Origin of the sequence: Cognatiyoonia sp. IB215182, from assembly GCF_033963905.1 — a bacterium.
Lineage (GTDB): Bacteria > Pseudomonadota > Alphaproteobacteria > Rhodobacterales > Rhodobacteraceae > Yoonia.
Genome location: NZ_JAXBMB010000009.1, coordinates 1 through 19,144, shown reverse-complemented (window position 1 = coordinate 19,144; position 19,144 = coordinate 1). Strand labels below are relative to the sequence as shown.

The 19,144-nt window shown below is 56.9% G+C and carries 24 protein-coding genes; 4 read left to right on the top strand and 20 right to left on the bottom strand.

Translation table 11 applies throughout. The features are described 5' to 3' along the window. Nucleotides 1–147 precede the first annotated feature (147 nt). The 19 genes from SLH47_RS18405 to SLH47_RS18315 form a co-directional block, all read right to left on the bottom strand. Nucleotides 148–1,824, bottom strand: a complete 1,677-nt coding sequence (locus SLH47_RS18405; RefSeq protein WP_320241524.1) for a hypothetical protein — start codon at nucleotides 1,822–1,824, stop codon at nucleotides 148–150. After that, entirely contained in the window at nucleotides 1,817–1,975 is a 159-nt protein-coding gene (locus tag SLH47_RS18400; protein WP_320241522.1) for a hypothetical protein, read from the bottom strand. The genes SLH47_RS18405 and SLH47_RS18400 overlap by 8 nt, the downstream gene beginning before the upstream one ends. A 146-nt stretch (nucleotides 1,976–2,121) precedes the next feature. Then, the gene (locus SLH47_RS18395; protein ID WP_320241520.1) at nucleotides 2,122–2,700 is read right to left on the bottom strand and encodes a DUF3486 family protein; all 579 of its coding nucleotides are present in this window, start codon (nucleotides 2,698–2,700) and stop codon (nucleotides 2,122–2,124) included. Between the two features lies 1 nt (nucleotide 2,701). After that, nucleotides 2,702–3,001: a hypothetical protein gene (locus SLH47_RS18390; RefSeq protein ID WP_320241518.1), complete on the bottom strand. Its 300-nt coding sequence runs from the start codon at nucleotides 2,999–3,001 to the stop codon at nucleotides 2,702–2,704. A gap of 3 nt (nucleotides 3,002–3,004) precedes the next feature. After that, entirely contained in the window at nucleotides 3,005–3,445 is a 441-nt protein-coding gene (locus tag SLH47_RS18385; RefSeq protein ID WP_320241516.1) for a hypothetical protein, read from the bottom strand. Nucleotides 3,446–3,449: 4 nt separating this feature from the next. Then, entirely contained in the window at nucleotides 3,450–3,842 is a 393-nt protein-coding gene (locus SLH47_RS18380; protein WP_320241514.1) for a hypothetical protein, read from the bottom strand. 33 nt (nucleotides 3,843–3,875) lie between these two features. Then, a complete protein-coding gene (locus SLH47_RS18375; protein WP_320241513.1) occupies nucleotides 3,876–4,766 on the bottom strand; it encodes an N-acetylmuramoyl-L-alanine amidase in 891 nt (296 codons plus the stop codon). Nucleotides 4,767–4,862: 96 nt separating this feature from the next. Beyond that, nucleotides 4,863–5,258, bottom strand: coding sequence for a helix-turn-helix domain-containing protein (locus tag SLH47_RS18370; protein WP_320241512.1), 396 nt, complete (start codon nucleotides 5,256–5,258; stop codon nucleotides 4,863–4,865). Next, nucleotides 5,258–5,509 carry a hypothetical protein gene (locus SLH47_RS18365; protein ID WP_320241511.1) on the bottom strand — a complete coding sequence of 84 codons (252 nt, stop codon included), beginning with the start codon at nucleotides 5,507–5,509 and terminating at the stop codon, nucleotides 5,258–5,260. Before SLH47_RS18365 ends, SLH47_RS18370 begins: the two co-directional genes overlap by 1 nt. Beyond that, on the bottom strand, nucleotides 5,506–5,955 hold the full coding sequence (locus SLH47_RS18360; protein ID WP_320241510.1) for a regulatory protein GemA: 450 nt from the start codon (nucleotides 5,953–5,955) through the stop codon (nucleotides 5,506–5,508). The genes SLH47_RS18365 and SLH47_RS18360 overlap by 4 nt, the downstream gene beginning before the upstream one ends. Nucleotides 5,956–5,995: 40 nt before the next feature. Continuing rightward, nucleotides 5,996–6,529 carry a hypothetical protein gene (locus SLH47_RS18355; RefSeq protein WP_320241509.1) on the bottom strand — a complete coding sequence of 178 codons (534 nt, stop codon included), beginning with the start codon at nucleotides 6,527–6,529 and terminating at the stop codon, nucleotides 5,996–5,998. 3 nt (nucleotides 6,530–6,532) lie between these two features. Further along, complete coding sequence (locus SLH47_RS18350) at nucleotides 6,533–7,195, bottom strand: DUF3164 family protein (protein WP_320241507.1); 663 nt, start codon at nucleotides 7,193–7,195, stop codon at nucleotides 6,533–6,535. Then, entirely contained in the window at nucleotides 7,192–7,428 is a 237-nt protein-coding gene (locus tag SLH47_RS18345; protein ID WP_320241506.1) for a hypothetical protein, read from the bottom strand. The genes SLH47_RS18350 and SLH47_RS18345 overlap by 4 nt, the downstream gene beginning before the upstream one ends. Then, on the bottom strand, nucleotides 7,425–7,793 hold the full coding sequence (locus SLH47_RS18340; RefSeq protein ID WP_320241504.1) for a hypothetical protein: 369 nt from the start codon (nucleotides 7,791–7,793) through the stop codon (nucleotides 7,425–7,427). The genes SLH47_RS18345 and SLH47_RS18340 overlap by 4 nt, the downstream gene beginning before the upstream one ends. After that, nucleotides 7,793–8,356, bottom strand: a complete 564-nt coding sequence (locus SLH47_RS18335) for a hypothetical protein (RefSeq protein WP_320241503.1) — start codon at nucleotides 8,354–8,356, stop codon at nucleotides 7,793–7,795. The genes SLH47_RS18340 and SLH47_RS18335 overlap by 1 nt, the downstream gene beginning before the upstream one ends. Beyond that, nucleotides 8,356–9,096 carry an ATP-binding protein gene (locus tag SLH47_RS18330; RefSeq protein ID WP_320241502.1) on the bottom strand — a complete coding sequence of 247 codons (741 nt, stop codon included), beginning with the start codon at nucleotides 9,094–9,096 and terminating at the stop codon, nucleotides 8,356–8,358. The genes SLH47_RS18335 and SLH47_RS18330 overlap by 1 nt, the downstream gene beginning before the upstream one ends. Nucleotides 9,097–9,153: 57 nt before the next feature. After that, complete coding sequence (locus tag SLH47_RS18325; protein ID WP_320241501.1) at nucleotides 9,154–11,289, bottom strand: transposase domain-containing protein; 2,136 nt, start codon at nucleotides 11,287–11,289, stop codon at nucleotides 9,154–9,156. Further along, nucleotides 11,286–12,128 carry a ParB/RepB/Spo0J family partition protein gene (locus SLH47_RS18320; protein ID WP_320241499.1) on the bottom strand — a complete coding sequence of 281 codons (843 nt, stop codon included), beginning with the start codon at nucleotides 12,126–12,128 and terminating at the stop codon, nucleotides 11,286–11,288. Before SLH47_RS18320 ends, SLH47_RS18325 begins: the two co-directional genes overlap by 4 nt. Nucleotides 12,129–12,867: 739 nt before the next feature. After that, on the bottom strand, nucleotides 12,868–13,119 hold the full coding sequence (locus tag SLH47_RS18315; protein ID WP_320241498.1) for a hypothetical protein: 252 nt from the start codon (nucleotides 13,117–13,119) through the stop codon (nucleotides 12,868–12,870). A 65-nt stretch (nucleotides 13,120–13,184) separates the two neighbouring features. Between SLH47_RS18315 and SLH47_RS18310 the strand changes: the two genes are divergently transcribed. The 4 genes from SLH47_RS18310 to SLH47_RS18295 all read left to right on the top strand — a co-directional run bounded on the left by SLH47_RS18310 (nucleotide 13,185) and on the right by SLH47_RS18295 (nucleotide 16,316). After that, the gene (locus tag SLH47_RS18310; protein WP_320241496.1) at nucleotides 13,185–13,940 is read left to right on the top strand and encodes a helix-turn-helix transcriptional regulator; all 756 of its coding nucleotides are present in this window, start codon (nucleotides 13,185–13,187) and stop codon (nucleotides 13,938–13,940) included. 382 nt (nucleotides 13,941–14,322) lie between these two features. Beyond that, entirely contained in the window at nucleotides 14,323–14,940 is a 618-nt protein-coding gene (locus tag SLH47_RS18305) for an SOS response-associated peptidase (protein ID WP_320241494.1), read from the top strand. Nucleotides 14,941–15,118: 178 nt separating this feature from the next. Then, entirely contained in the window at nucleotides 15,119–15,643 is a 525-nt protein-coding gene (locus SLH47_RS18300; RefSeq protein ID WP_320241492.1) for a hypothetical protein, read from the top strand. Between the two features lie 196 nt (nucleotides 15,644–15,839). Further along, complete coding sequence (locus SLH47_RS18295; protein WP_320241490.1) at nucleotides 15,840–16,316, top strand: GNAT family N-acetyltransferase; 477 nt, start codon at nucleotides 15,840–15,842, stop codon at nucleotides 16,314–16,316. A 129-nt stretch (nucleotides 16,317–16,445) separates the two neighbouring features. Here the strand turns inward: SLH47_RS18295 and SLH47_RS18290 are convergent, their stop codons facing one another. After that, nucleotides 16,446–18,659, bottom strand: coding sequence for an EAL domain-containing protein (locus SLH47_RS18290; protein ID WP_320241488.1), 2,214 nt, complete (start codon nucleotides 18,657–18,659; stop codon nucleotides 16,446–16,448). Nucleotides 18,660–19,144: the final 485 nt, after the last annotated feature.

Below are 19,144 nucleotides of genomic sequence, written 5' to 3'. Positions count from 1 at the left end.
TCGTGGAGAGACTCGCCTTAGCCTCTCCTTTCCCGCTCGGGACAGAGGCGGCCATATGTTTTCCCTGGTCGGCGGGGCATTGCAGAAGGTGTCCCCGTGTTGAGAGCTGTTCCCGTAGCTCTTGACCCTCTGCGGTGCGGCACATCATCAGATACCGCCCCGCAAACCAGCACCCAGCGGGCTGTCCCACCAGTTGCGGCGTTTCGTGTCTGTTTGTGTGTTCACACGCTGCTGCAGCTTGCGGCTGCCGTCGGGCGGTGGATCTTGCGGTTTGACACCGCGATAGCCGTATTCGACCCAGCGCATCCGTGAGGCAAAATGCGCCAGGGCAAGACCAATCGCAAAATCCCCGTGCCGCGTCTTGCCCTTGTCGCCTTCGCGGGTGTCCGGCACGCGTGGAATGCCGCGAATGATCTTCACAACCCGCAGATCGGAGACGTGATCATCATCGGGAATGAGCGCAAGTGTGTCTTCCTCAAACGCGGCCTTCAGAGGCGGCATGTTGATCCGGTACCAGTCCTGGCTGAGCTTGATCGACCAGACGAGACCGGACCCCTCTTCGTCTTCGCGGATGCCAAACTTGCGACCGAGGTTCTCCGCAATCATGTCGCCAATGCCGGTCGCATCGATGGCGGCCCCAACAAGGCGCGCCTGGACATGCTGCAGGACCAAATCAACCGCCGCCTGTTGCTCCGCATAGGGCACCTTGCGCATCTCAAGACAGAGCGCCTCAAAGCGATTGAGCTTCTGATCGATGGCGAGCAACGGCACGACGGACAGGTCAGCGATGCGGCCGACGTCAAAGCCAAGCGCATAGCGCAGGTCCATATCCAGTGCACCAAGCGCCTCCTCGATCTCCTCCATGAACGGGGCGACAAGGGAGCGCTGTTCAAGATGGCTGCGATGCAGGAAGTCGTCAGGCAGATCGAGCCGGATGATTGGGCGATCCATTGTCATCCGCGCTTCAATCAGCGGTGACGGCAGCCATGTCCCGGACGAGGCACTGGGGACACAAAAGAGCTCCTGATCCGCGCTGTCCTTGTAGAAGTCGATGATGCTTTGTCGCCATGTAGCTTCCGCTTCCGGCGTCCAGGGATCGCCTTTCACCAGGCAAATGCGTTCGAAGAGCCCTTGTTCCAAGGCCTGGTCCAGATCGATCCGCATGTGATCGCCGGGCGCCCGTCCAGCCAGCACGTCCTGAATGGCCAGATTGAAGTCATTGTCGACGCCGTAATGGGTGGAGCAGACGACAACCTGCCCGCCCCACATCAGGAATGCCATCGCCGCCTCAATCAGCGTGTCCAGGCTGTCGACAAAGGCGGCCTCGTCGATGATCACGACACCCTGCTTGCCACGCAGGCCACGTGGTGCAGAGCTGAGCGCCATGATCTCAAAGCCGGAGGCGAAGGGAATACGGAAGGCCTGGATGGCCTTGTCGCCCTTGTCATCACCCTGCTCGAAGAGCAGCTCCTCCTCGGCCAATGCCGCAATCGAGAAGGCCCGTGCCCACATCGCGCAGGCATCAATGAACTCGCGCGTCATGTCGCGGCTATAGGAGATGTACATGACATCCATGCCGTCGGCCGCCCTTTGTTTCCCGGCCCGAAGCACCGCATAGGCGGCCAGCCCCCACGTCAGCCCAATCCGGCGGGACTTTTCGATGAAGAGGACTTGCGTGGCGGTACTGTCTAGCAACGACACCGCGCGCTGCTGATAAGGCAGCAACACGGCAGGCAGGCCGACCTGATCAATGACATCGGGCATGACGGCCGTGGCCAGGCGGCGCTGCTCTTCCCATTGCTCTTTGGTCAGGAGCTCAGTCATCCTGCAGCTCGCTGGCTTGGAACATGTCAATCGTGAGGTCACAGCGTGGCTCAACGGGCAAGGTCTCTGTAAATGCAGAGCAGATCGGGACGCCGCCGTTGGAGAACTGCCATTCTCCGGGATACTCTGGATCATCGATCCGATGTGCCATCGCTCGCAGATTGATACTGCAGGTTCGGTCAGGATCATCGACGTTGAAAGCCGCACATTTTGCGCACCACTCCGCCTGGAAGATTTCACCTTCCGTCCCGTTACTTGGTCGGTACGGTCTGTATATCGCTGCGTGAGCTACCGACATCAAATCTCAACGCCAAGGATCTTGGCCTTGACCAGCTCGGCGGTTTCTACGGTCATGCCTTTGACTTTGGCGACGGCGTCGACTGCGTCAGAAACTTGCTTGGTGTACTGTTTTTCGTGCTTGATGCGACGATCCGTTGATATGTTTTGCGCTTGTGAGATTTGCCGCACGGCGGATGAGAGCTGCATGAGCTCTTTGGGCAGCATTTTTTCGCCACCTTCGGCGATCAAATGCAGCACAAGCGACTTGATCGTCTCGGCGGTAATGATCGTCAGATCATCACTCTCCTTGGCATCGAAGGTTTCAGAGATCGCCGCAACGATGTCACGGGTCTGGCTGCGGAGACGTGTCAGCCGGGCCTGTCTGAGGCTGTAGCGATTGAACGCAGAGAAACTGGGAATGCAGAACTCCAGCTCACCACGATGCTCCTTCATGAGCTGCTCGCACTTTGTCACGAACTCCTCGTAGATGTCGGTCTGTGTCCGATCACGACTGGACAGCTCGGACGCTGCCCAGGCAATGATCGCGTCCGCCTGCGATGGCATAGTGTCAAAGGCGGAAAGGCGGCCCCGTCCCATCTCAACCTCCAGGGCGGGAAGGTCGCTTCACGCCTTCAATCTGGATCTCGCGCATCAGATGCCGGTGACCCTTTTCCGTCAGGATGGCTACCTTGACACTGTTGGCCTCGATCAGCGTGATGGCACCCATGTCCTTGAGGTAGTCCAGCTCGCCATGCAGCCACGCGCGGTCCTTGCGGATCCCGAAGCTCTTGACGATGGGCAACAGGTTGCCGCTATTGAGCGTTTCCGTGTCCTCGGCCGCAAGCGCCTTCAGCACAATCAGGCGCGCATCCTCACGGATGATCTGGTCCATATCCATCGGTTAGTCCTTGCTTCCGCGCATCAGCAACTCCTGCATGCGCTCCATGATCGACGCGATGGGTTTCAGGCGTTCTTCAAACTTGGCGTCGAGACGTTCGATATTGCCTTCGCTGCGCTGCATCGCCAGCGTGAGATTGTGGATGTCGTCGCGGGTGGGCATCGTCCGCATGGCACTGCCCATGTTTTCCAGGCTGTTCTGGACATCACCCATCTGGCGCTCGAGGCTCTCGATCTTGCGCGCGTTGCGGCGCATGTCGTCATCAAGTGCGTCGATCTTCTCCTCGCTGGCCTCTTGTGCTGTGGCGACGTCGCTGACCTCTTCGGCAGCAACGGCACGGACAGAGCGGCGCGTCCAAAGAACCGCGCCAACCATGGCCGTGACGATGGACACAACAAGGGTGAAGACGAGCCGTGTCGTTTCGATAGCGTTAATCACGTCCACGTTTTCAGTCCTGCCGATCTGCGCCCGGAAGTGGAAGTTGCAGCGCCAGGTTGGTGCCCACTTCCATCAGCTTTGCTTCAGCAAGGCTCCGCAGCGCGGATTGGGAGACATTCAGGCGATGCACCGCCTGACCGGCCCCTTCGCCCGCCACATGCGCCAGAAGGATCCGGATAAGTTCATTCATGTCTGGCGGATCAATCCGGTTGCTGACACGAGACCATGCCAGATGCGCGCCGGTGTTCAGAGCAGAATGCAGAGTCTCACGGGCACGCGCATCCAGATCAATGCCCCAGCGAGCCCGTAGCGCTGGCGCAAGCCAACCGACAAAGCCGGTAACGGCGACACTGGTGAGCGCGAGGAGCGCGTTGATGAGTTCGGGTGTGAGGAAAGCCTGCATATCTGCCTCTCTTTTTGGGTGTTAAAGGAGCCGTTAAACGACCCGTTGAAAGCCTGCTGATGTTGTCGTGACGGCGCTCGTGTAGTTCGCCACAACCCACCCCTCCTGGCCCGCATACTGGACCTTGAACCAGCAGCGACCGTCGAAGATGCCCTGCCGGATGACCGGGACCACAACTTCGTCGGGGATCTGGGTGATCACATTGGGATTGAAGGACGGCCAGCGCCGCATGTTGAGGTGATCGCCGGGCACCGCGATCTGCACCAGATCGTCATCTTCCGGTGATAGCTCGGACAGATCATCCGCCTCATCTGCAACCGGATCGTCCCGGCCGAGAATCCGGGCCTTGATGCTCTCCAGGGGAAATAGCGGGTTCGTGTCGACCTTGCGCCCTGGCGAGATGTACCAATGGGTGACGATGTCCTTGAGGGTCGGCACATAATCAAAGAGCGCCTCGAGCAGATGCATCAGCGCATCAAGCTGTTCAGTCGTGTAATCCATCCACCATGCCGCGCCATGCTCGGGTGTCTTGATGAACTGGATGCCGTATTCCGCGATGTCGAACTCCGTCTTGAACCATGCACGCGCCGTGTTGGGCCGCGCGCCCTTGGTCATGCGGCCCGCATTGACGAGCTCAATGCCAATGGAGAAGTCGTTCGCGCCGTCGAGGCCGTGGTAGTGGGACCGGCCCGCATGGTTCGCACCGACATTGGTGGGCACCTGTTGTTCCACGCCACCGTTACGCTCGATGATGAAGTGAACTGATGTTTTGGCGCTGTTGTCCTCTAGATACCGGGCGGCATTGCCATGGCCGAGTGAACTGCCCGTGTCATGAATGACCACAATGATGGGTGTGATCTTGCCACGGCGGTGGCGTGCCAGATTGAACGGGACGCCTTGCAATTTGTGACACAGGAATTTCATGATGAGCCTCTGCAGAAAGTGCGCCTGACGTTGCGCGCGTGCTGGTCATCATGCTGATTTTTGGGAGATCTTAACCACGCAAGCCCTTGCGTGGTTTCAGAGCAGACGCAGCTGCCGGTCCTCTTTGAGTGGCTTGTGGGGGGGCATCTGGCCTTTCCAGGCACCCTGCTTTTTGAGCATCGTACGGACCGTCACATCGCTCGTGTGCAGTCTGCGCGCGATCTCATCAATCGGCACGCCTCGGCTTTTCCAGACGGCGGCAATCCACGGCTTCGCCGTCGGGATCCGGCTTGGCAGATGTTCACAGGCCTCAGCAAGCGCTATGGTCTTGTCGATCCCCACCAGTTTCACAAGCCGTGAATGCGGACGTGGGTTACGGGATATGGTTAACTGCGCGCCGCCAAAGGTCAGCAGGAACTCGATGGCCAGATCTACACCGAGGACTCGTACAAAGGGCTCAACCTGAGCAATGGGACGCACGCTGTCTTTCATCAGGACGACGGCCACTTTGCCTTGGACTTGTGGCCTGCCGCCCGCGTGATGCGGCGGATGGTGACAAGCGTGTCACCCACCAGGACATAGCGAAATCCGTCCTTGGTAACAGCAATGCAGGTTGGGTGTTCATCCGCGACCGCAATTGTCGCAGCAATGCTGGATCGGACCGCATCCACATCGATCTCCATCACGCGCTCGATATAGCGCAGGATCGCGTGATCAGTGATATTGATGCGGCTGCGCTTCATGCACGGTACCGCGAGAAATCAAAGTCGATGTTTTCGCGCTTGCCCCAGGCCATCAGGGCGCTGATGACAGCCGCGATCTTGTCGTGGTCGCGCAGCATATCGACATCAGCCGGAACAACGCCCCAGCTCTGCGCGAAACTAGACCGAATAAACGCGTTCAGGCCATCTCGGCCGGGGCGTTTCAGGGCACCGGCATCGCCAAGCTTGCGCCAAAGCACATGGATGAGCTTGAGGTCCTTGCGCGGAGCGGCGGGGCGACGACCGGAACGCTTGACGCGAAACCCGTCCGCTTTCAGCCGGTCCAGCACCAGTGTCAGTTCAGTCTCGGTCATATCCGACATGCTGGACTTGCCCGTCGCTGCCAGCTGCAGCGCCCGGCGGCCATCAGCATCAAGCCCCAGTTCACGGCAACCGACATGGATCAGCTTCTGCAAAGCACGGGTCATGATGCCATGCCTTGCGTTTGCTGACCGCCGCGCGTGACCATCAGTCCTTTGCCCCGATCTGAAAGGTCAGTCCGAACGCCAGGACTGCCGTGACAGTCTCCATATCTCCCGGCATGACCTTCATAAAGGCATTCGCAACTCTGATCTGAAAGCCACCAATCGGGACAAGATCACCGTAATGAACGACTTGCCAATCGGCATATTCCGGATATCGCGCCACCCCCGCAAAAGGACCCATTTCAAGCCAGGGCTTCACAACGACGGGATACGTCACCATGGCGGCAACGGAGACATTCTCGTAACTATTTTCGTAGGCACCTGCGGTGACATCCACCTCCCCACAATTCCACGTCAGAAACGCCCCGGGATTGCGCTCGTTTAGCGGAGCAATGGCGTGCAAGTGGTGCGATCCCAGCAGAGCAGAGATCCGGTCAGGATGCCCGTCACAATCCGCGCGCGCTCCCGCTGGTGTGAGTGCGAGACCGGCAATCAGGAGCGCCCGGAGCCAGCGCGTACCGCCGCCCCACCGGGTATTGGAAATGCACTCTGGCCATTTGGTTCCGTAAGTGTTCATCGATTACGCCTTTGCCAGATCAATGGTGATCGCCTGCCAAGCGGCATCATGGCTGTCGCGGCGGTAGCAACGGACATAGGTCTTTGAGCCGACCACCCGCATGGCATCACGCACAGCATCCATCGCACGCACCCAGCGCGGATCGTCGATGTTCTGGCGCAGGAGCATGAAGATCTCGGACCGGTTGATCTTGCCTTCCTTGTCTGTGTTGAAGGCGTTGGTCACGATGCTGCGCAGTTCAGGGCCAGCTTCGGCTGCCCATTCATTCAGGCATTCATCCAGCAGGCTTTTGGCCGTCTGCAATTCGGGGCCAAAATCGACATAATCAGAGACCTGCACCTGGACCCGGAAGAGTGCATCGACAGTCATCAGGGTCATGTTGCCCCTCTTTCCGCCAAGCCTGGCTTCGTATTCCTGCGCGAGCAGCGCCTCCAGTGCGCCGATGTCGTCGAAGGTATGTTCCTTGAACCGACTGACCTGATCGGACAGAGGCACCGCATAGCCGATGATCTTGCGGACCGTGTCATCCTGAAGCAGGTGCTGGGGCTTGATCGTCGCAATTGGCTGCAGGCGACCCTTGGCGTCCTTCATGTAGGTTTCCCCGTACAGCTCGTGGCGGCCATCCGGCATGTCAAAGTGTTGGGGTTCGGCACTCAGGGACGTCATGACTTCATTCCTTTGGGTGTGAGATTTGGGTTCTTTGGCGGCGTCCGTTCTGACAACGGCGGTATGCTGCCGCTGGCCGCAACGAGGACGGTCAAGGCGATGATTTCGTTCTGGGTGCAGAGGGTTGCACCCCGCTCGCCCAGGAGATCGACCTTCGTGACTGCATTTGCGGCAAGACTGATGATCTCATCCTGTGTGAACCGGTCGACAGCGGCGCTTTTCCGATGGGTCATGCGCCGTCCTCCCGGTTGTTCGGACAGCGTTTGCAAGCGCGATACATCATCACCCGCTGGTGGTTTGCGTTGGAGAAAATCCGGGACTTCTGTCTCCAGAGCTGACATTCATGGATGGGCAGTTCGCCCAAGGCAGGGCAGATCAGCGTGGTGCCCATCAGAATGCCTTCGACACGATGTTGGACATTCACCATGTTGCCTGGGTAGCGGTTGCGCAGGACTTGGCTGACAACCGCCCCGTTATAGCCAAGCTTCCTGGCAACCTTGTTCTGCGAAGAGCGGTCGCAGGCCTTTGCGAGCTGCAACACCCATTCCGGCATGTCGACGGTCCATGCGTCCTGCGCGATCCTGAGACGGTCTCCCATCACGTCGGCTCCGGCAGATGGGTGAATGTGCCCAGATTGTCGTCATAGGTCGCGCGGACACGGACCTCGCGCGGGTGAGAACGGCCGGTATTGCGGATCAGCTGATAGGCGGCCTCCTGTTCATGCGGGATCGCCTTTCTGCGGACACGCAGATAGGGTTCATCACCTTTCAGCAGGAACCGGCAAAAGGCCCTTGCATCATCAATGCTGATCTCGACCTCTTTCGTGGACGCGGTCAGGGCGACATCACGCGGCGTGAACTCTTTGAGTTGACGCATCGCCGTCCACATATTGGCTCTTGGCGACTGCGTCGGCGGTGTCAGCCGGTTCATCAGCGCCTGACGACCGGTTGCCGTCAACTGATAGTGCAGCCTATTCTTTTTCCCTTTGCCCAGGCTTTTGGTGAGGCCATTGCGTTCCCATGCTTTGACAATGACCTGCACCCGGTTTGTGTCGGTATGGACGGCCGCAGCGAGGTCGAAATAGCTGAAGGCGTCCATGCCAAGCACAGCCGGGATGCAACGCAGCTCAAGACGCTCGAAAAACGCTTTGGTTGCCGCCATCAGACAGCCTTCCGGGGCGTGGGCGCAGTGCCGGTGAAGAACGTTCGGCGCCCCCAGTCGTCGGCTTTGACCTCTCTGAGCCCCTTCTTCTTGGCGAGTTCGAGGACATGATCGAGATTGACGCGGATCCGGCGGATCGAGCCGTGAGAGGCCTTCAGCAGCACATCAAGCACCTCTTCGGCGATCTTGATGCCGGGCACATAAAGCCTTGCAAGGTGTTTGACGTCGCTCATGTCGCCGGGTTCAGCGGCAACCCAATCCAGCATTCTGCCATGCACGCGTTCCCATTCGCGCAGCTTCTGGGGCAGTTGCTCCTCGCCGATCAGGATCACCGGCGCACCGGACCCTTCATGGATATCACGGACGATCTCGACCATCTTGCGTTGCACAAGGAAGTCCGCCTCATCGATCAGGAGTGGCTGATCATGGACCGCAAGGTGCTGACTGATGTCGTCCACCATGTCGCTGACAGTCTTCGGGTGCGAGATACCGATTTCGGTCAGGATTGCCTGACACAGTTTCTTCTGCGTCCAGGTTGATTTGACCTGGATGGACACGGCCTGGAAGCGGTTGGTCGTATGGATCGCCGCAAAGGTCTTCCCAAACCCGCTCGGCCCGTAAAACGTGGCCATTCCCGGCAGATTAAATGAGCGGTTCTGGACCCGGTCCACCAGCTCAACCAGGGCCGCGACATTGCGCAGGGGAGCGACGCTGTTGCTATGTGGCTGTTCTTCGTTCATCATTGCGATACCTTTTTGCTTCTGCCGTCGCTTGAGTTCCCGCTCAGCGGCGGTTTTTTATTTGGAGAGGACGTCTTCCCCGAAATCCTCCACCATGCCCGACCAGGTCCTGTATTCAGCGGTGGTCTGGTACCCGGCGAGCCAGACCTGCTGTTGTTTCGTGAGTGGTGCGCCAGAGGCCTGTCGCTGCTCGAGATCCCGCGCCCGGATAAACGTGTCGCGGCTGTCCTCTTCCTCCTGCTCGGAGCGCTTCGTGAAGCGCGCCGTATCGAGATCGGCAACCAGCGCGGACTGCACGGCGGCGACCTCGTCGCTGGCGGGAGCCGGAGCGGGCGTCTTCGGCGCATCAAAGAGTGGGCGGACAACCTTGGCCTCAATCGGCACATCGACAGGCTGGGGCGCCGTGTCTTCGAGTGCCGCCGCAACATCGCTTGCGGTCAGGCGGCGATAGGCGTCCAGTTCTGCCTTGCGCGCTTTTGCCCAGGCTTTCTTCGCTTTCGCGGTGGCGCGGGCATCATCCATGTCGAAAAACCCGGCCTTGATCATGCAGGGGGCAAATCCGAGATAGGCGTCTGCGGTGCTGTAGACATGCACGCCCTCCCAGAGCGCCTGCCGATCAAACCGGACGACCACTTTCTGACCAGTGATCTCACTCATCCAGTCCGCCCAATAACGGTTGCCCATGAAATTGATCTGGCCGGTCGTGCTGTTGGTGCGGATACCTTCCGCTCCCATCAGCCAGAGGCGGCGTTGTTCGGCCGTGGCCTTCCGAATTGGTGCCTGCGCATAGCTTTCCTCGAACACGCTCTGAAAGCTGCGGCCATAAGCAACTTCGGAGCGCCGATCTGGACGTGCATTGTGTGCCGCGATCTCTTCATCAAGGATGGTCTTGAACAGATCCAACGGGATTGCCTTCTCGCCGTAATTCTCCGGCTGCGCGTCAGGCCGGTTGCCGGTATAGGCCCCGGCAAAGGCCGGGTGCTTGGCGATCCGGTCACACATGTCGCGGAAAGCGCGTTCGATGGGTTTGGATTGGCCGCTATAGGGCAGCGCCCAGTGGATTTCGCAGCCAAGGCTGGTCAAGAGCCCGGACGGATCATCCTCTTTCACCTTGAACCGGTAGCGGGTCTTGCTCCCGCCAGTGATCAGCTTGGCAGCAAACTCGCGGCCATTATCGAGCAATACATGTTCAGGGATGCCCCATTTCTCGATCAGATCGCCGATAGTGAGTTGCACGCAATGGCTGTTGGGCGTGCGGTCGATCCGGTACGACAGGATCATGCCGGAATGGATGTCCTGAAAGGCGCACATCTGCGGCCTGATCACCTCTTCCGGCTGACCGTCAGAGCTTGCTGGAAAGCGCACAAAGACATCGAAACGATGAAAGTCGCCATTCACGCCCTCAAGTGCATGCATCGCCGTCTTGTCGCGGCTCTGAGCCGGGCGCATGCGCTTGAGCGCCTCATAGCCTTTGCGGGCATAAACCAATGCTGTTGGCGAGACGGCGCGTTTGATCCAGCGCTGCGCAGTGTGTACCGGAACAACGTCGAGGCCTTCTTTTGCGGCGATCCGCACGCAGCGGTCATAGACCGACTTGAACGACGGTTGTTCAGGGCGCAGGAAGTCCGCTTTGAGCAAGTCGCCAAAGCGGGGGTCGATGGCGGTGGCCCGCTTGGAGCTTTTGCCGGTGCGGTGACGTGGGGCGAGATATGGCAACCGATCATCGGCGCGAACACCGGACACCAGATCGAGCCAGTTCCAGATCGTGCGTGGCGCCACGCCGCTGATCTGAGCTACGTCGACGACCGCCAGGCGCCGAGTAGACCCGCCAGCCTCGAAAGCATCAACCTTCTGCAGAATGGCGAGGCGCCGCGCCGCCTCTGCTTTTGGCTTGTTTGGTAATTGATCGTACCACGTCCAGGCCTCATCGCGCTCCGGACGTGTGGCTGCGGATTTTGGCTTGTTCTTCAGCTGTGCCAAGAGCAGCCCCTGGGCACGCGATGGTAGCAACGTCCAGTGGTACTCCCAACCGCCGCCCCGACCTGCCCGGCGGCGCGCGCGGTGGAGATCCTCGCCCCACCGCAAGCGAGCGGCCATATCGTTTATCCGACGCTTTGTCGTCGGCATGTCAGGTAGCCGCGCCTCCGCGATCTCAGCGGCGCTCCACCATTCCTGGACCGGGGTGACACTCACTGGATCATGCCCTCCGCAATCAGAAAGTCGTAGATGTCAGACGCATGGTGGCTCAGGAAACGCTTGCGTGCTGCCTTTGGAGCGCGATCCCAAGCGCGCCGCAGAGATGTGAACGCCTGTTCAACGGGGTCTTTATCGGGTGTTTCAGAAGGCGCGCGCAGTCGCTTGATGGCGGCCGCAGCGCTTTTGGCTTCACCATTGTTCAGCGCAATGCAGACCTTGGATCGCTGGCTATCGTCGCCAGTCTTTGCCAGGGTCTGGAGATCGGCCATGGTGACTTGCTTCGGTGCGTTTCGCAGCCAACGTATTTGGTCGCTCGTCAGCTGGTCCCCGGCGGAGATAATCCGCTCGATATGGCGCTTCGTAACGCCATGTAAGTCTGCCATCCATGATGCAAACGACATTTCTGTCGTTTGCACTTTGTGAGACCAACGCGCCGCTGCTCCTGCATGACCACGACGGGTTTCCGGATGCAGTTTTTCATAGGTTTTCTTGCGGGCAGCGAGGCTGACGGCCAGCTCTAGGGGTGGAAGGTGTGTCGTGGAGATATTGGCATCGCTTTCCATCAGCTCAGCTTGATCCGCAGTGCATTGCCATACCTTCGTCGGAACCGAGGACCACCCAAGTTTTTTTACAGCGGCGACGCGGTGCGCGCCATCTATCAAGCGATAGCCATTCTTGATCTTGCGGACATGGATTGGGTCAGTCAGCACCGCCAAATCTTCAATGGACATGGCAATGACGTTGACTGCGCTGGGTGAAACCATCCGGATACGATTGCCGACTTCAATCTCATCAAGCGATATGTCGACGACCTTGATCTCCTTCACCGGTTTCATCAGTCTCCTGATGCCTCCGCGAAGGCCCTAAACGGTCTAATGGGCTGTCGATGTGGGGTGTTCATAGCCGGAAGACCACCAGCAACAGCGCGTAGATGATCCACACGGCAAAGCACATGCCGACGAGCCTGACCTCCCACGACAAAGGTTCGGCAATGGCATAAAGGATGCGACGGATCATGATGCAGCCCGCCGCAATTCTGCGTCCCGCTCAATCGCCAGACGCGCTGCACGTGCCACCGTCTCGGCGCATCTCAACTGAAGCCGAGAACTATGCGATGTCGCTGCGTTCAACAGTTCAGTGGCAAACGCTAAGCGCTGTTCTTCAAGCATGCATTCGCAGGCTTTGCGTGCTATCTCGACTGCATCCAAACCCCTACCAGTCATGGAGTCGCCGCCTGCGATGTGTTGGTAGGGGTTGGACGGGGGATACTTGATGGCCATTCAAGGTCTTGATCAGGCCAGTTGTCTGAAAGCCACTGAACGACCCTGATCGTCGTATCTAAAGTGCAGCCCTTGCCAGTTTGTAGACGGCGAAACAGTCTGCTGTCATTCTGGGCATAGTTGGAGATCGTCGACAGTGACCGACCTGTGTAATCTGAGTACAACTCAGCCAACGCGATGAGTGCTGTGGAATCCAAATCGACCAAAGCGATAGCGGAGTTGCTCGACGTACTTTCCGTCTTTGGCTTGGCTAACTCTGGACACAACCAGAGCGCTATGCGACGGCGGAGATCCATCATTTGATAACTCGCTCGACACTCGGACGAGGGATTTCAGACGGCCATTCTAGATCGCCTGGCCAGTTGTCATCGAACCACTGTAGTACCTGCGATGCAGTCTTGAGCGTGCAGCCGCTACCATTCTTCAGTCGAGAAAAGAACTGGCCATCCCCTCGGGACAGAAATGACACCCGCCAATGACTTAAGTTCTGATGCGCGCCATAGCGCTCACTAAGAACAATCATGTTTTTTTGAATATCGCTGCTCATAAACGCATTAAGATACATATGCCTCATATGGTCAAGACACAATTATCTTATCGCGATATTTTAAGATGCGTTTATCTTACCACCGCGATATGAATTCTTCCGATATGATTCTTAGCGAAGAGAAATCCAAACTGTTCAACGACAATATGTTGGACACCATCAACTCCGCTCTTCAGGCGAAGGGGATATCTGCGCGTCAAGCATCAATCGCAGTTGTCGGTCATGATGGACTAATACGAGATATTCGGGCGGGACGAGTGCCGAGCGCTGATAGGATCGCCGCTCTTTATGAGTATCTGGGCCTCGAAGCATACTTTGGAATTCCACGGGAAACCGGAGACGCCAAACACACGATCATCGAGGGCGACACCTACGCGATAGTTCCTTATCTTGGTATCGATGCTTTTTCCGGTGCAAAAGTGCGAGCCAAAGATGATCAGTTGGCAATGAGCTACGCATTTCGTCGGGATTGGTTTGCCAAGCGAGGTATTGCGCCTCAAGACGCTCGTATGTTTTTTGCTCCAGATAACAGCATGGCACCACTTATTCGGGAGGGTGATGTGCTAGTGCTTGACGCAACACATCGCCCCCCTCCCGTCACCCCGCGCGGAAAGAAAGGACAACGCCGCGCAAAAATCTACGTGGTCGACGTCGATGGTGAGACTTCCGTTAAATGGGTCGAACGCCCTGACATGAAGCAAATCATCTTGTTTTCAGAGAACCACGCGAACAACCCGCCCGACGCTTTTGCTGGCAAGGATCAAAACCGACTAGTCTTTCGTGGCAAGGTGATTTGGTGGAGCCACACAATTGAAACCTAAAGCACTGCTTTAGGCGTTCGCGAAGCCCTCGACGTCGTTATCTGTATGACTTAGGGGCAACTGCGAAGAGAACAGCTTGCCAGCACAATGATGTTCTTCTTATGTTCTCCTTGTGCCTTATGAACCATTGACGCTGGGTTTAAAATTCAACACGAGAGTCCGCGACCTGACAGCGCGTGATGTCATGGTCGTCGTGTGCCGCTACTGCGGCAAAGACTACCGGATCGCACCCCACCAGTTGCATGCCAAGTACCGTGAGATGACGCCGCTCTACACGCTGGAAAAGAGCTTCCAATGCAAGGTTTGCGGAACGAAGGGCTCCATGCGATGGTACCTGGAGCGTGCAGTGAGTAGCGAGTATCCTAGGTCAGTTTAGAGTTTAATGTGTAATCTGTATTCGATGACGACAGCCCAAGCGGCTATGCGTGCCGTTTTCCCAAAGCTTCTCGATGAAACCGGCAACCTGGCATCGGGCGATATCTACCCCGACAACCCAGCACCAGTCATTCTGCGCCGAAACGGCGATCTGGTGATGAAGAAGATGCGTTGGGGGATGCCGACGCCTCCGAAGTATCTGGAAGGTAAGAACCACGACCGAGGCGTTACAAACGTTCGAAACACCAGCTCGCAGCATTGGAGACGCTGGATGGGACCACAAAGCCGCTGTGTCGTGCCCTTCAACGCATTTTCTGAGTTCCAGCGCGGACACGGCCTGAGGTGGTTCGCATTATCAACTGAGCGTCCGATGGCCTTCTTCGCGGGGATCTGGACGAACTGGACAAGTGTTCGGAAGGTCAAAGAGGGCGAGGTGACGACGGACATATTTGCTTTCCTGACGACAGACGCCAATGTGGTAGTCGCGCCTTTTCATCCCAAAGCCATGCCCGTGATTCTGACGAGCACAGCGCAGGTTGATCAATGGCTGAATTTGCCATCGCAAGAAGCTCTTCGTCTGCAGCGCCCGCTGGATGACGACAATCTGGTCTTGTTGGACGACTAGGCCGCTTGCGCGCACCGCTCGGCGAAAGGCTATTCTCTACGAACGTCAACTTTGAGCCCAAAACGACTGATATTGCGATCTCGATGATTGTCTGGTTACTGTTGAGAACGGCACTGCCTTGACGAATGTCGGGAGAAGACCGAATGGGGCAATACTGTCAGAGACTAGAGACTACCTCGTGAAAAAACTTCAAATCCTGATATCACTTGTTTCTCTGTCGATCTTGCCGGTAGCCGCGATTGGCGATGAACTTATCTCTGAGGCGCGGGGTAGTTTTTGGGTCAACCTTTCAGACTACACTGAAACCCGGGCGCAAGAGTTTCAGTTCGGAAAGACCTATCTCAGTGGTTGTAGTTTTGATCAGACGCAGTTTTTAGTCACTGAATCGAAGAGTTGGTGGCGTCCAAAGGTCTACTTTACTCTGGCAATTGATGAAGACAACATCGTCCTGCGCGATCTCTTTGTGAGCCAAGGTTCCGTGGGCCTTGAGAAGGATCTGTCGCCGGAGATGAACAATAGCAGCGGCATACTGCGACGCGATGATCTCGGCGATGATCGACAGTCGATGTACGTAGCTGTGAAAGCCGACATCGCCGGTGATGACGCTCAATTCAAATCGGTAGAAATCTGGCTGGACGGGACTTTTTCCCGCCTTTCAGTGGATGAAGATTTTACAACTCGACCCTGTTCAGAGGGAAGATAAGACTGATTTGAGCGTATTCCGCTCATTCATGGCATTGCAGTTGATGTCAGGTTTGTCCGCTACCCGCTCGCTCTAGCATCCCGATCCAATAACGGGCCTTGGGCTGGCTCCAGTCAATTGGTCGAGGCCCCCTGATGCAATAGGCGGGTCGATGAGGGCAGTTGTTCAAAGAGCCCCGGGAACATAGCATTAGCTCATGAAACACTTTGTCGGGTCGGCAACAGAAACCCACATTGAACAGATTTTTTCGATTTGGGAGGCTGGGTGGCATGAAGCTCATGCCGAAATCGTACCACCCAGTCTACGGGACCTGCGCACAAGGGCGAGCTTCAAAGAACGCGCACTTCAGAACGTCGCTGACACGTACGTTGCGGTTGGCGATGATGTCGTTCTGGGGTTCTGCATGGTTAAAGAGAATGAAGTCTACCAGATGTATGTCTCGCAGCATGCGCGTGGTTTGGGTGTAGCACAATCACTGATGAGCGAAGCAGAGAGCCGCATTCATTCGAACGGTCACCATACCGCCTGGCTCGCTTGTGCTGTCGGGAACGAAAGGGCTGCACGCTTCTATGAAAAGTCGGGGTGGGTTAACGCGGGCAAACAAGTTGTCGACCTGGACACCTCAGCGGGCACGTTCCCTTTGGAGGTATGGCGATTTGAAAAGAGCCTGTAGTGCAGCTCTGCTGTCCAAATCAGTGACAGTCGGTTACGGCCCTACAAGCAATGTCCAGTTTGGGGCTAAGAGTCGACATCGGTGCGCACAGCTGTGAGCTGCCTCTCAAAGCTCGTCCAGACTCAAGTCTTACGCGGACCGATAGGCCTTCATTTCATCGTACGCGATAACCCATGACAAAACGTCATCTGCACTCATGGGCTCAGAAAGGAGGTAACCCTGGATCTGGTCGCAGCCCAGATCTTTCAAGATGTTCATCTGTGATTGCGTCTCCACACCTTCGGCTATCGTTTTGATACCAAGGGTGCGCGCAATGCCCACAACCGACCCGATCAGATCACGCGATGCAGCATCTTCCACGACGTTTTGCGTCAGTCGCGTGTCGATTTTTAGAGTGTCAGGCTTGATCTCCAACAGACCGAGGATTGACGCATGACCCGACCCAAAATCGTCCACTTCGATTTGGATACCGTTATCCTTCATCAGATCAAGATTGAGCCTTACGGGCTCGTCCTGTTCCTCGAGAAGGATGGATTCCAGCAACTCAAACGAAACCGTTACGCCAGCCTGCTGGAGGCCTTTGACTGCGGCTACGATATCACTCTCCTGCAGCCGTTCAGCACTAACATTGAAACTCAGTTTTTCAGGATGGAAGCCCTTTGATTGCCAATCTGCAACGAGTTGGTTCACTCCTTCGACCATCGCTCTATCGATCAATGAAGCGACCCTGATCTGTTCTGCAACAGGCAAAAAGCGGTTTGGTGTCAACAAGCCATGGTCGTTTGATTGCCACCGAGCGAGCACTTCAAGCCCAGTTAACTCACCGGTTTTCGCGCATACCTGTGGCTGGAAAAATGGAACAAACTCTTTCTTCTCAATCCCGGCCTCGATCTGGCCAGCTAAGCGCCTGGCGTCGATAATGCTCCGGTGGAGCGAGTTGTCAAAGACTTCAAGGCGATTTCTACCGCGCTGTTTGGCACGATACAGAGCGGCATCTGCAAACGACATCAGGTCTCCAGATCCAATCGAACCGTTTTCTGTCGTCGCAATCCCAAAACTTGCGCCAAATCGACATATCTTTCCTTCAAAAAGAAACGGATCACGCAACCCTGTCTGTATCTTGCCAACGACGCCTTTGGCGTCTTCAACGGAAAGCCCGTTGCGCAAGACAATCGAGAACTCGTCTCCGCCAGTTCGAGCGGCAAGTCCGTTACAGGCTGTCGCCTCTCTGAGCAAGTTGGAGACGTGACAGAGTACGGCATCACCAGCCTCGTGGCCCAACGTGTCGTTGACGTTCTTAAAACGATCCAAATCGACCCGGATCAGCACAGCCGCAGGCGTACCGGACACTTTAGGGCTCTCCGATTGCCGGACCTTGATATGTGTGTCGAAGGATCTGCGGTTGGGCAGCCCCGTCAGGCCGTCAACCAGCGCCAATTCCCGCATCTGGGCCTCAAGCGCGAGTGCGGCATCCCGCGCGCTTGCCAACGCATCCTCGCGTTCAACTTCTTTGGTTACATCATAGATCGAACCAAACCACGTCGTGCCTCCGTCCTCCAGCCGCTTCGGCAAAGAGTTCGCACGGATCCAACGCACCCCGCCGCCCTTCAGCTTAACGCGATAACGTTGATGAAAAGGGGACAGTTCCCGCATGGAGAGGTCAATTGCGGCTTGGACGTCCGGCAGATCGTCTTCGTGGATGTTACGAAAAATCTCCGCGCCATCCAAATTCACATCCTGCTCTTCGACAGCGAGCAATTCGAGCACACCGGCGGTGATATAGGGGAACGTCACCGATCCATCCGCACAGATCCTGAATTCAAACAGTGAAGCCGGTGAGTTGTTGGCCAGAACTGTCAATCGTTCTTTGGCTTCTTCTGCTTCCCGTGCCGCTCGGGCGAGTTCCTGTTCGGCTTCCTTTCGCCAGCTAATGTCCAGCTGCATCCCGCAGATCAAGTATGGAAGCCCTTCGCGCGCGCGTTCGGTCTTAGCGCCTGAAGCCCCAATCCAGCGCCAACTGCCATTTGCACAACGCAATCGAAAATCTGCACGATAAACCTCAGTTCGGCCGTCTACGTGCGCCTGAAAGGCTGCAACGGTCTGCGGCCTATCGTCAGGATGCATCATCTCCAAAAACACATCAAAAGAGGGCGTGAAGGCGCCAACCTCATACCCAAGGTTGGTATACCACTCATCACTGAACCAGGTCTCGCCGGTCTCGGGGCAAATGTTCCACATGGCCACATTGGCGGCGCTCAACGATGCGGCGACAAACCGCTCTGTATTGGCGAGCTTACCAAGGTCCGACGGCTCTTTGCTCGCACGAGATCTTCTTTCTTTCATGAACGCCTGCGCAACTCTTCAACGATCATACAACCGCACCTCAACTCGAAACCCCCGGACGCCTTGGGTATCGGTCGGAAGTTGAGAATCTGTTAACCAGCCCGCTTGGGATTTGGTGATCGGTCTCTGAGCTCTTCTAGGCGCAAAGGACGAAAATTGCGTCCCAGTTTAGGATCGGTAAGAATTGACGTCCGGAACGCCAACCGACTGAATTCAATAGATTAATCGCTATCTGGGACGCAAAACCCGAACTGGGCGCCCAACGTCCCAGTTCCGGAGGCCTGTTTTTGGTCTTTGGCGGCTTCAATGATGCTTTCACGCCGCGTTTAAACCCTGTTTTAAAAGGGGCCTGAAGGCCTTTCGTGGTCGTAACCTCAGTGGACGCCAAAATTTAACATAAGGGCACTTATCGCACCCTTTTGTGTAGCTGCAAAGCGATAATGTCACCCATGAGCAAAGCAGAAGTGTCACTCTCCTCGCAAAAC

Bases quoted from the DNA above. Each gene is read 5' to 3' on its own strand.
- SLH47_RS18405 (WP_320241524.1), bottom strand. From the start codon at position 1,824: ATGACTGAGCTCCTGACCAAAGAGCAATGGGAAGAGCAGCGCCGCCTG.
- SLH47_RS18400 (WP_320241522.1), bottom strand. From the start codon at position 1,975: ATGGCACATCGGATCGATGATCCAGAGTATCCCGGAGAATGGCAGTTC.
- SLH47_RS18395 (WP_320241520.1), bottom strand. From the start codon at position 2,700: ATGGGACGGGGCCGCCTTTCCGCCTTTGACACTATGCCATCGCAGGCG.
- SLH47_RS18390 (WP_320241518.1), bottom strand. From the start codon at position 3,001: ATGGATATGGACCAGATCATCCGTGAGGATGCGCGCCTGATTGTGCTG.
- SLH47_RS18380 (WP_320241514.1), bottom strand. From the start codon at position 3,842: ATGCAGGCTTTCCTCACACCCGAACTCATCAACGCGCTCCTCGCGCTC.
- SLH47_RS18375 (WP_320241513.1), bottom strand. From the start codon at position 4,766: ATGAAATTCCTGTGTCACAAATTGCAAGGCGTCCCGTTCAATCTGGCA.
- SLH47_RS18370 (WP_320241512.1), bottom strand. From the start codon at position 5,258: ATGAAAGACAGCGTGCGTCCCATTGCTCAGGTTGAGCCCTTTGTACGA.
- SLH47_RS18365 (WP_320241511.1), bottom strand. From the start codon at position 5,509: ATGAAGCGCAGCCGCATCAATATCACTGATCACGCGATCCTGCGCTAT.
- SLH47_RS18360 (WP_320241510.1), bottom strand. From the start codon at position 5,955: ATGACCCGTGCTTTGCAGAAGCTGATCCATGTCGGTTGCCGTGAACTG.
- SLH47_RS18355 (WP_320241509.1), bottom strand. From the start codon at position 6,529: ATGAACACTTACGGAACCAAATGGCCAGAGTGCATTTCCAATACCCGG.
- SLH47_RS18350 (WP_320241507.1), bottom strand. From the start codon at position 7,195: ATGACGTCCCTGAGTGCCGAACCCCAACACTTTGACATGCCGGATGGC.
- SLH47_RS18345 (WP_320241506.1), bottom strand. From the start codon at position 7,428: ATGACCCATCGGAAAAGCGCCGCTGTCGACCGGTTCACACAGGATGAG.
- SLH47_RS18340 (WP_320241504.1), bottom strand. From the start codon at position 7,793: ATGGGAGACCGTCTCAGGATCGCGCAGGACGCATGGACCGTCGACATG.
- SLH47_RS18335 (WP_320241503.1), bottom strand. From the start codon at position 8,356: ATGGCGGCAACCAAAGCGTTTTTCGAGCGTCTTGAGCTGCGTTGCATC.
- SLH47_RS18330 (WP_320241502.1), bottom strand. From the start codon at position 9,096: ATGAACGAAGAACAGCCACATAGCAACAGCGTCGCTCCCCTGCGCAAT.
- SLH47_RS18320 (WP_320241499.1), bottom strand. From the start codon at position 12,128: ATGAAACCGGTGAAGGAGATCAAGGTCGTCGACATATCGCTTGATGAG.
- SLH47_RS18315 (WP_320241498.1), bottom strand. From the start codon at position 13,119: ATGAGCAGCGATATTCAAAAAAACATGATTGTTCTTAGTGAGCGCTAT.
- SLH47_RS18310 (WP_320241496.1), top strand. From the start codon at position 13,185: ATGCGTTTATCTTACCACCGCGATATGAATTCTTCCGATATGATTCTT.
- SLH47_RS18305 (WP_320241494.1), top strand. From the start codon at position 14,323: ATGTGTAATCTGTATTCGATGACGACAGCCCAAGCGGCTATGCGTGCC.
- SLH47_RS18295 (WP_320241490.1), top strand. From the start codon at position 15,840: ATGAAACACTTTGTCGGGTCGGCAACAGAAACCCACATTGAACAGATT.
- SLH47_RS18290 (WP_320241488.1), bottom strand. From the start codon at position 18,659: ATGAAAGAAAGAAGATCTCGTGCGAGCAAAGAGCCGTCGGACCTTGGT.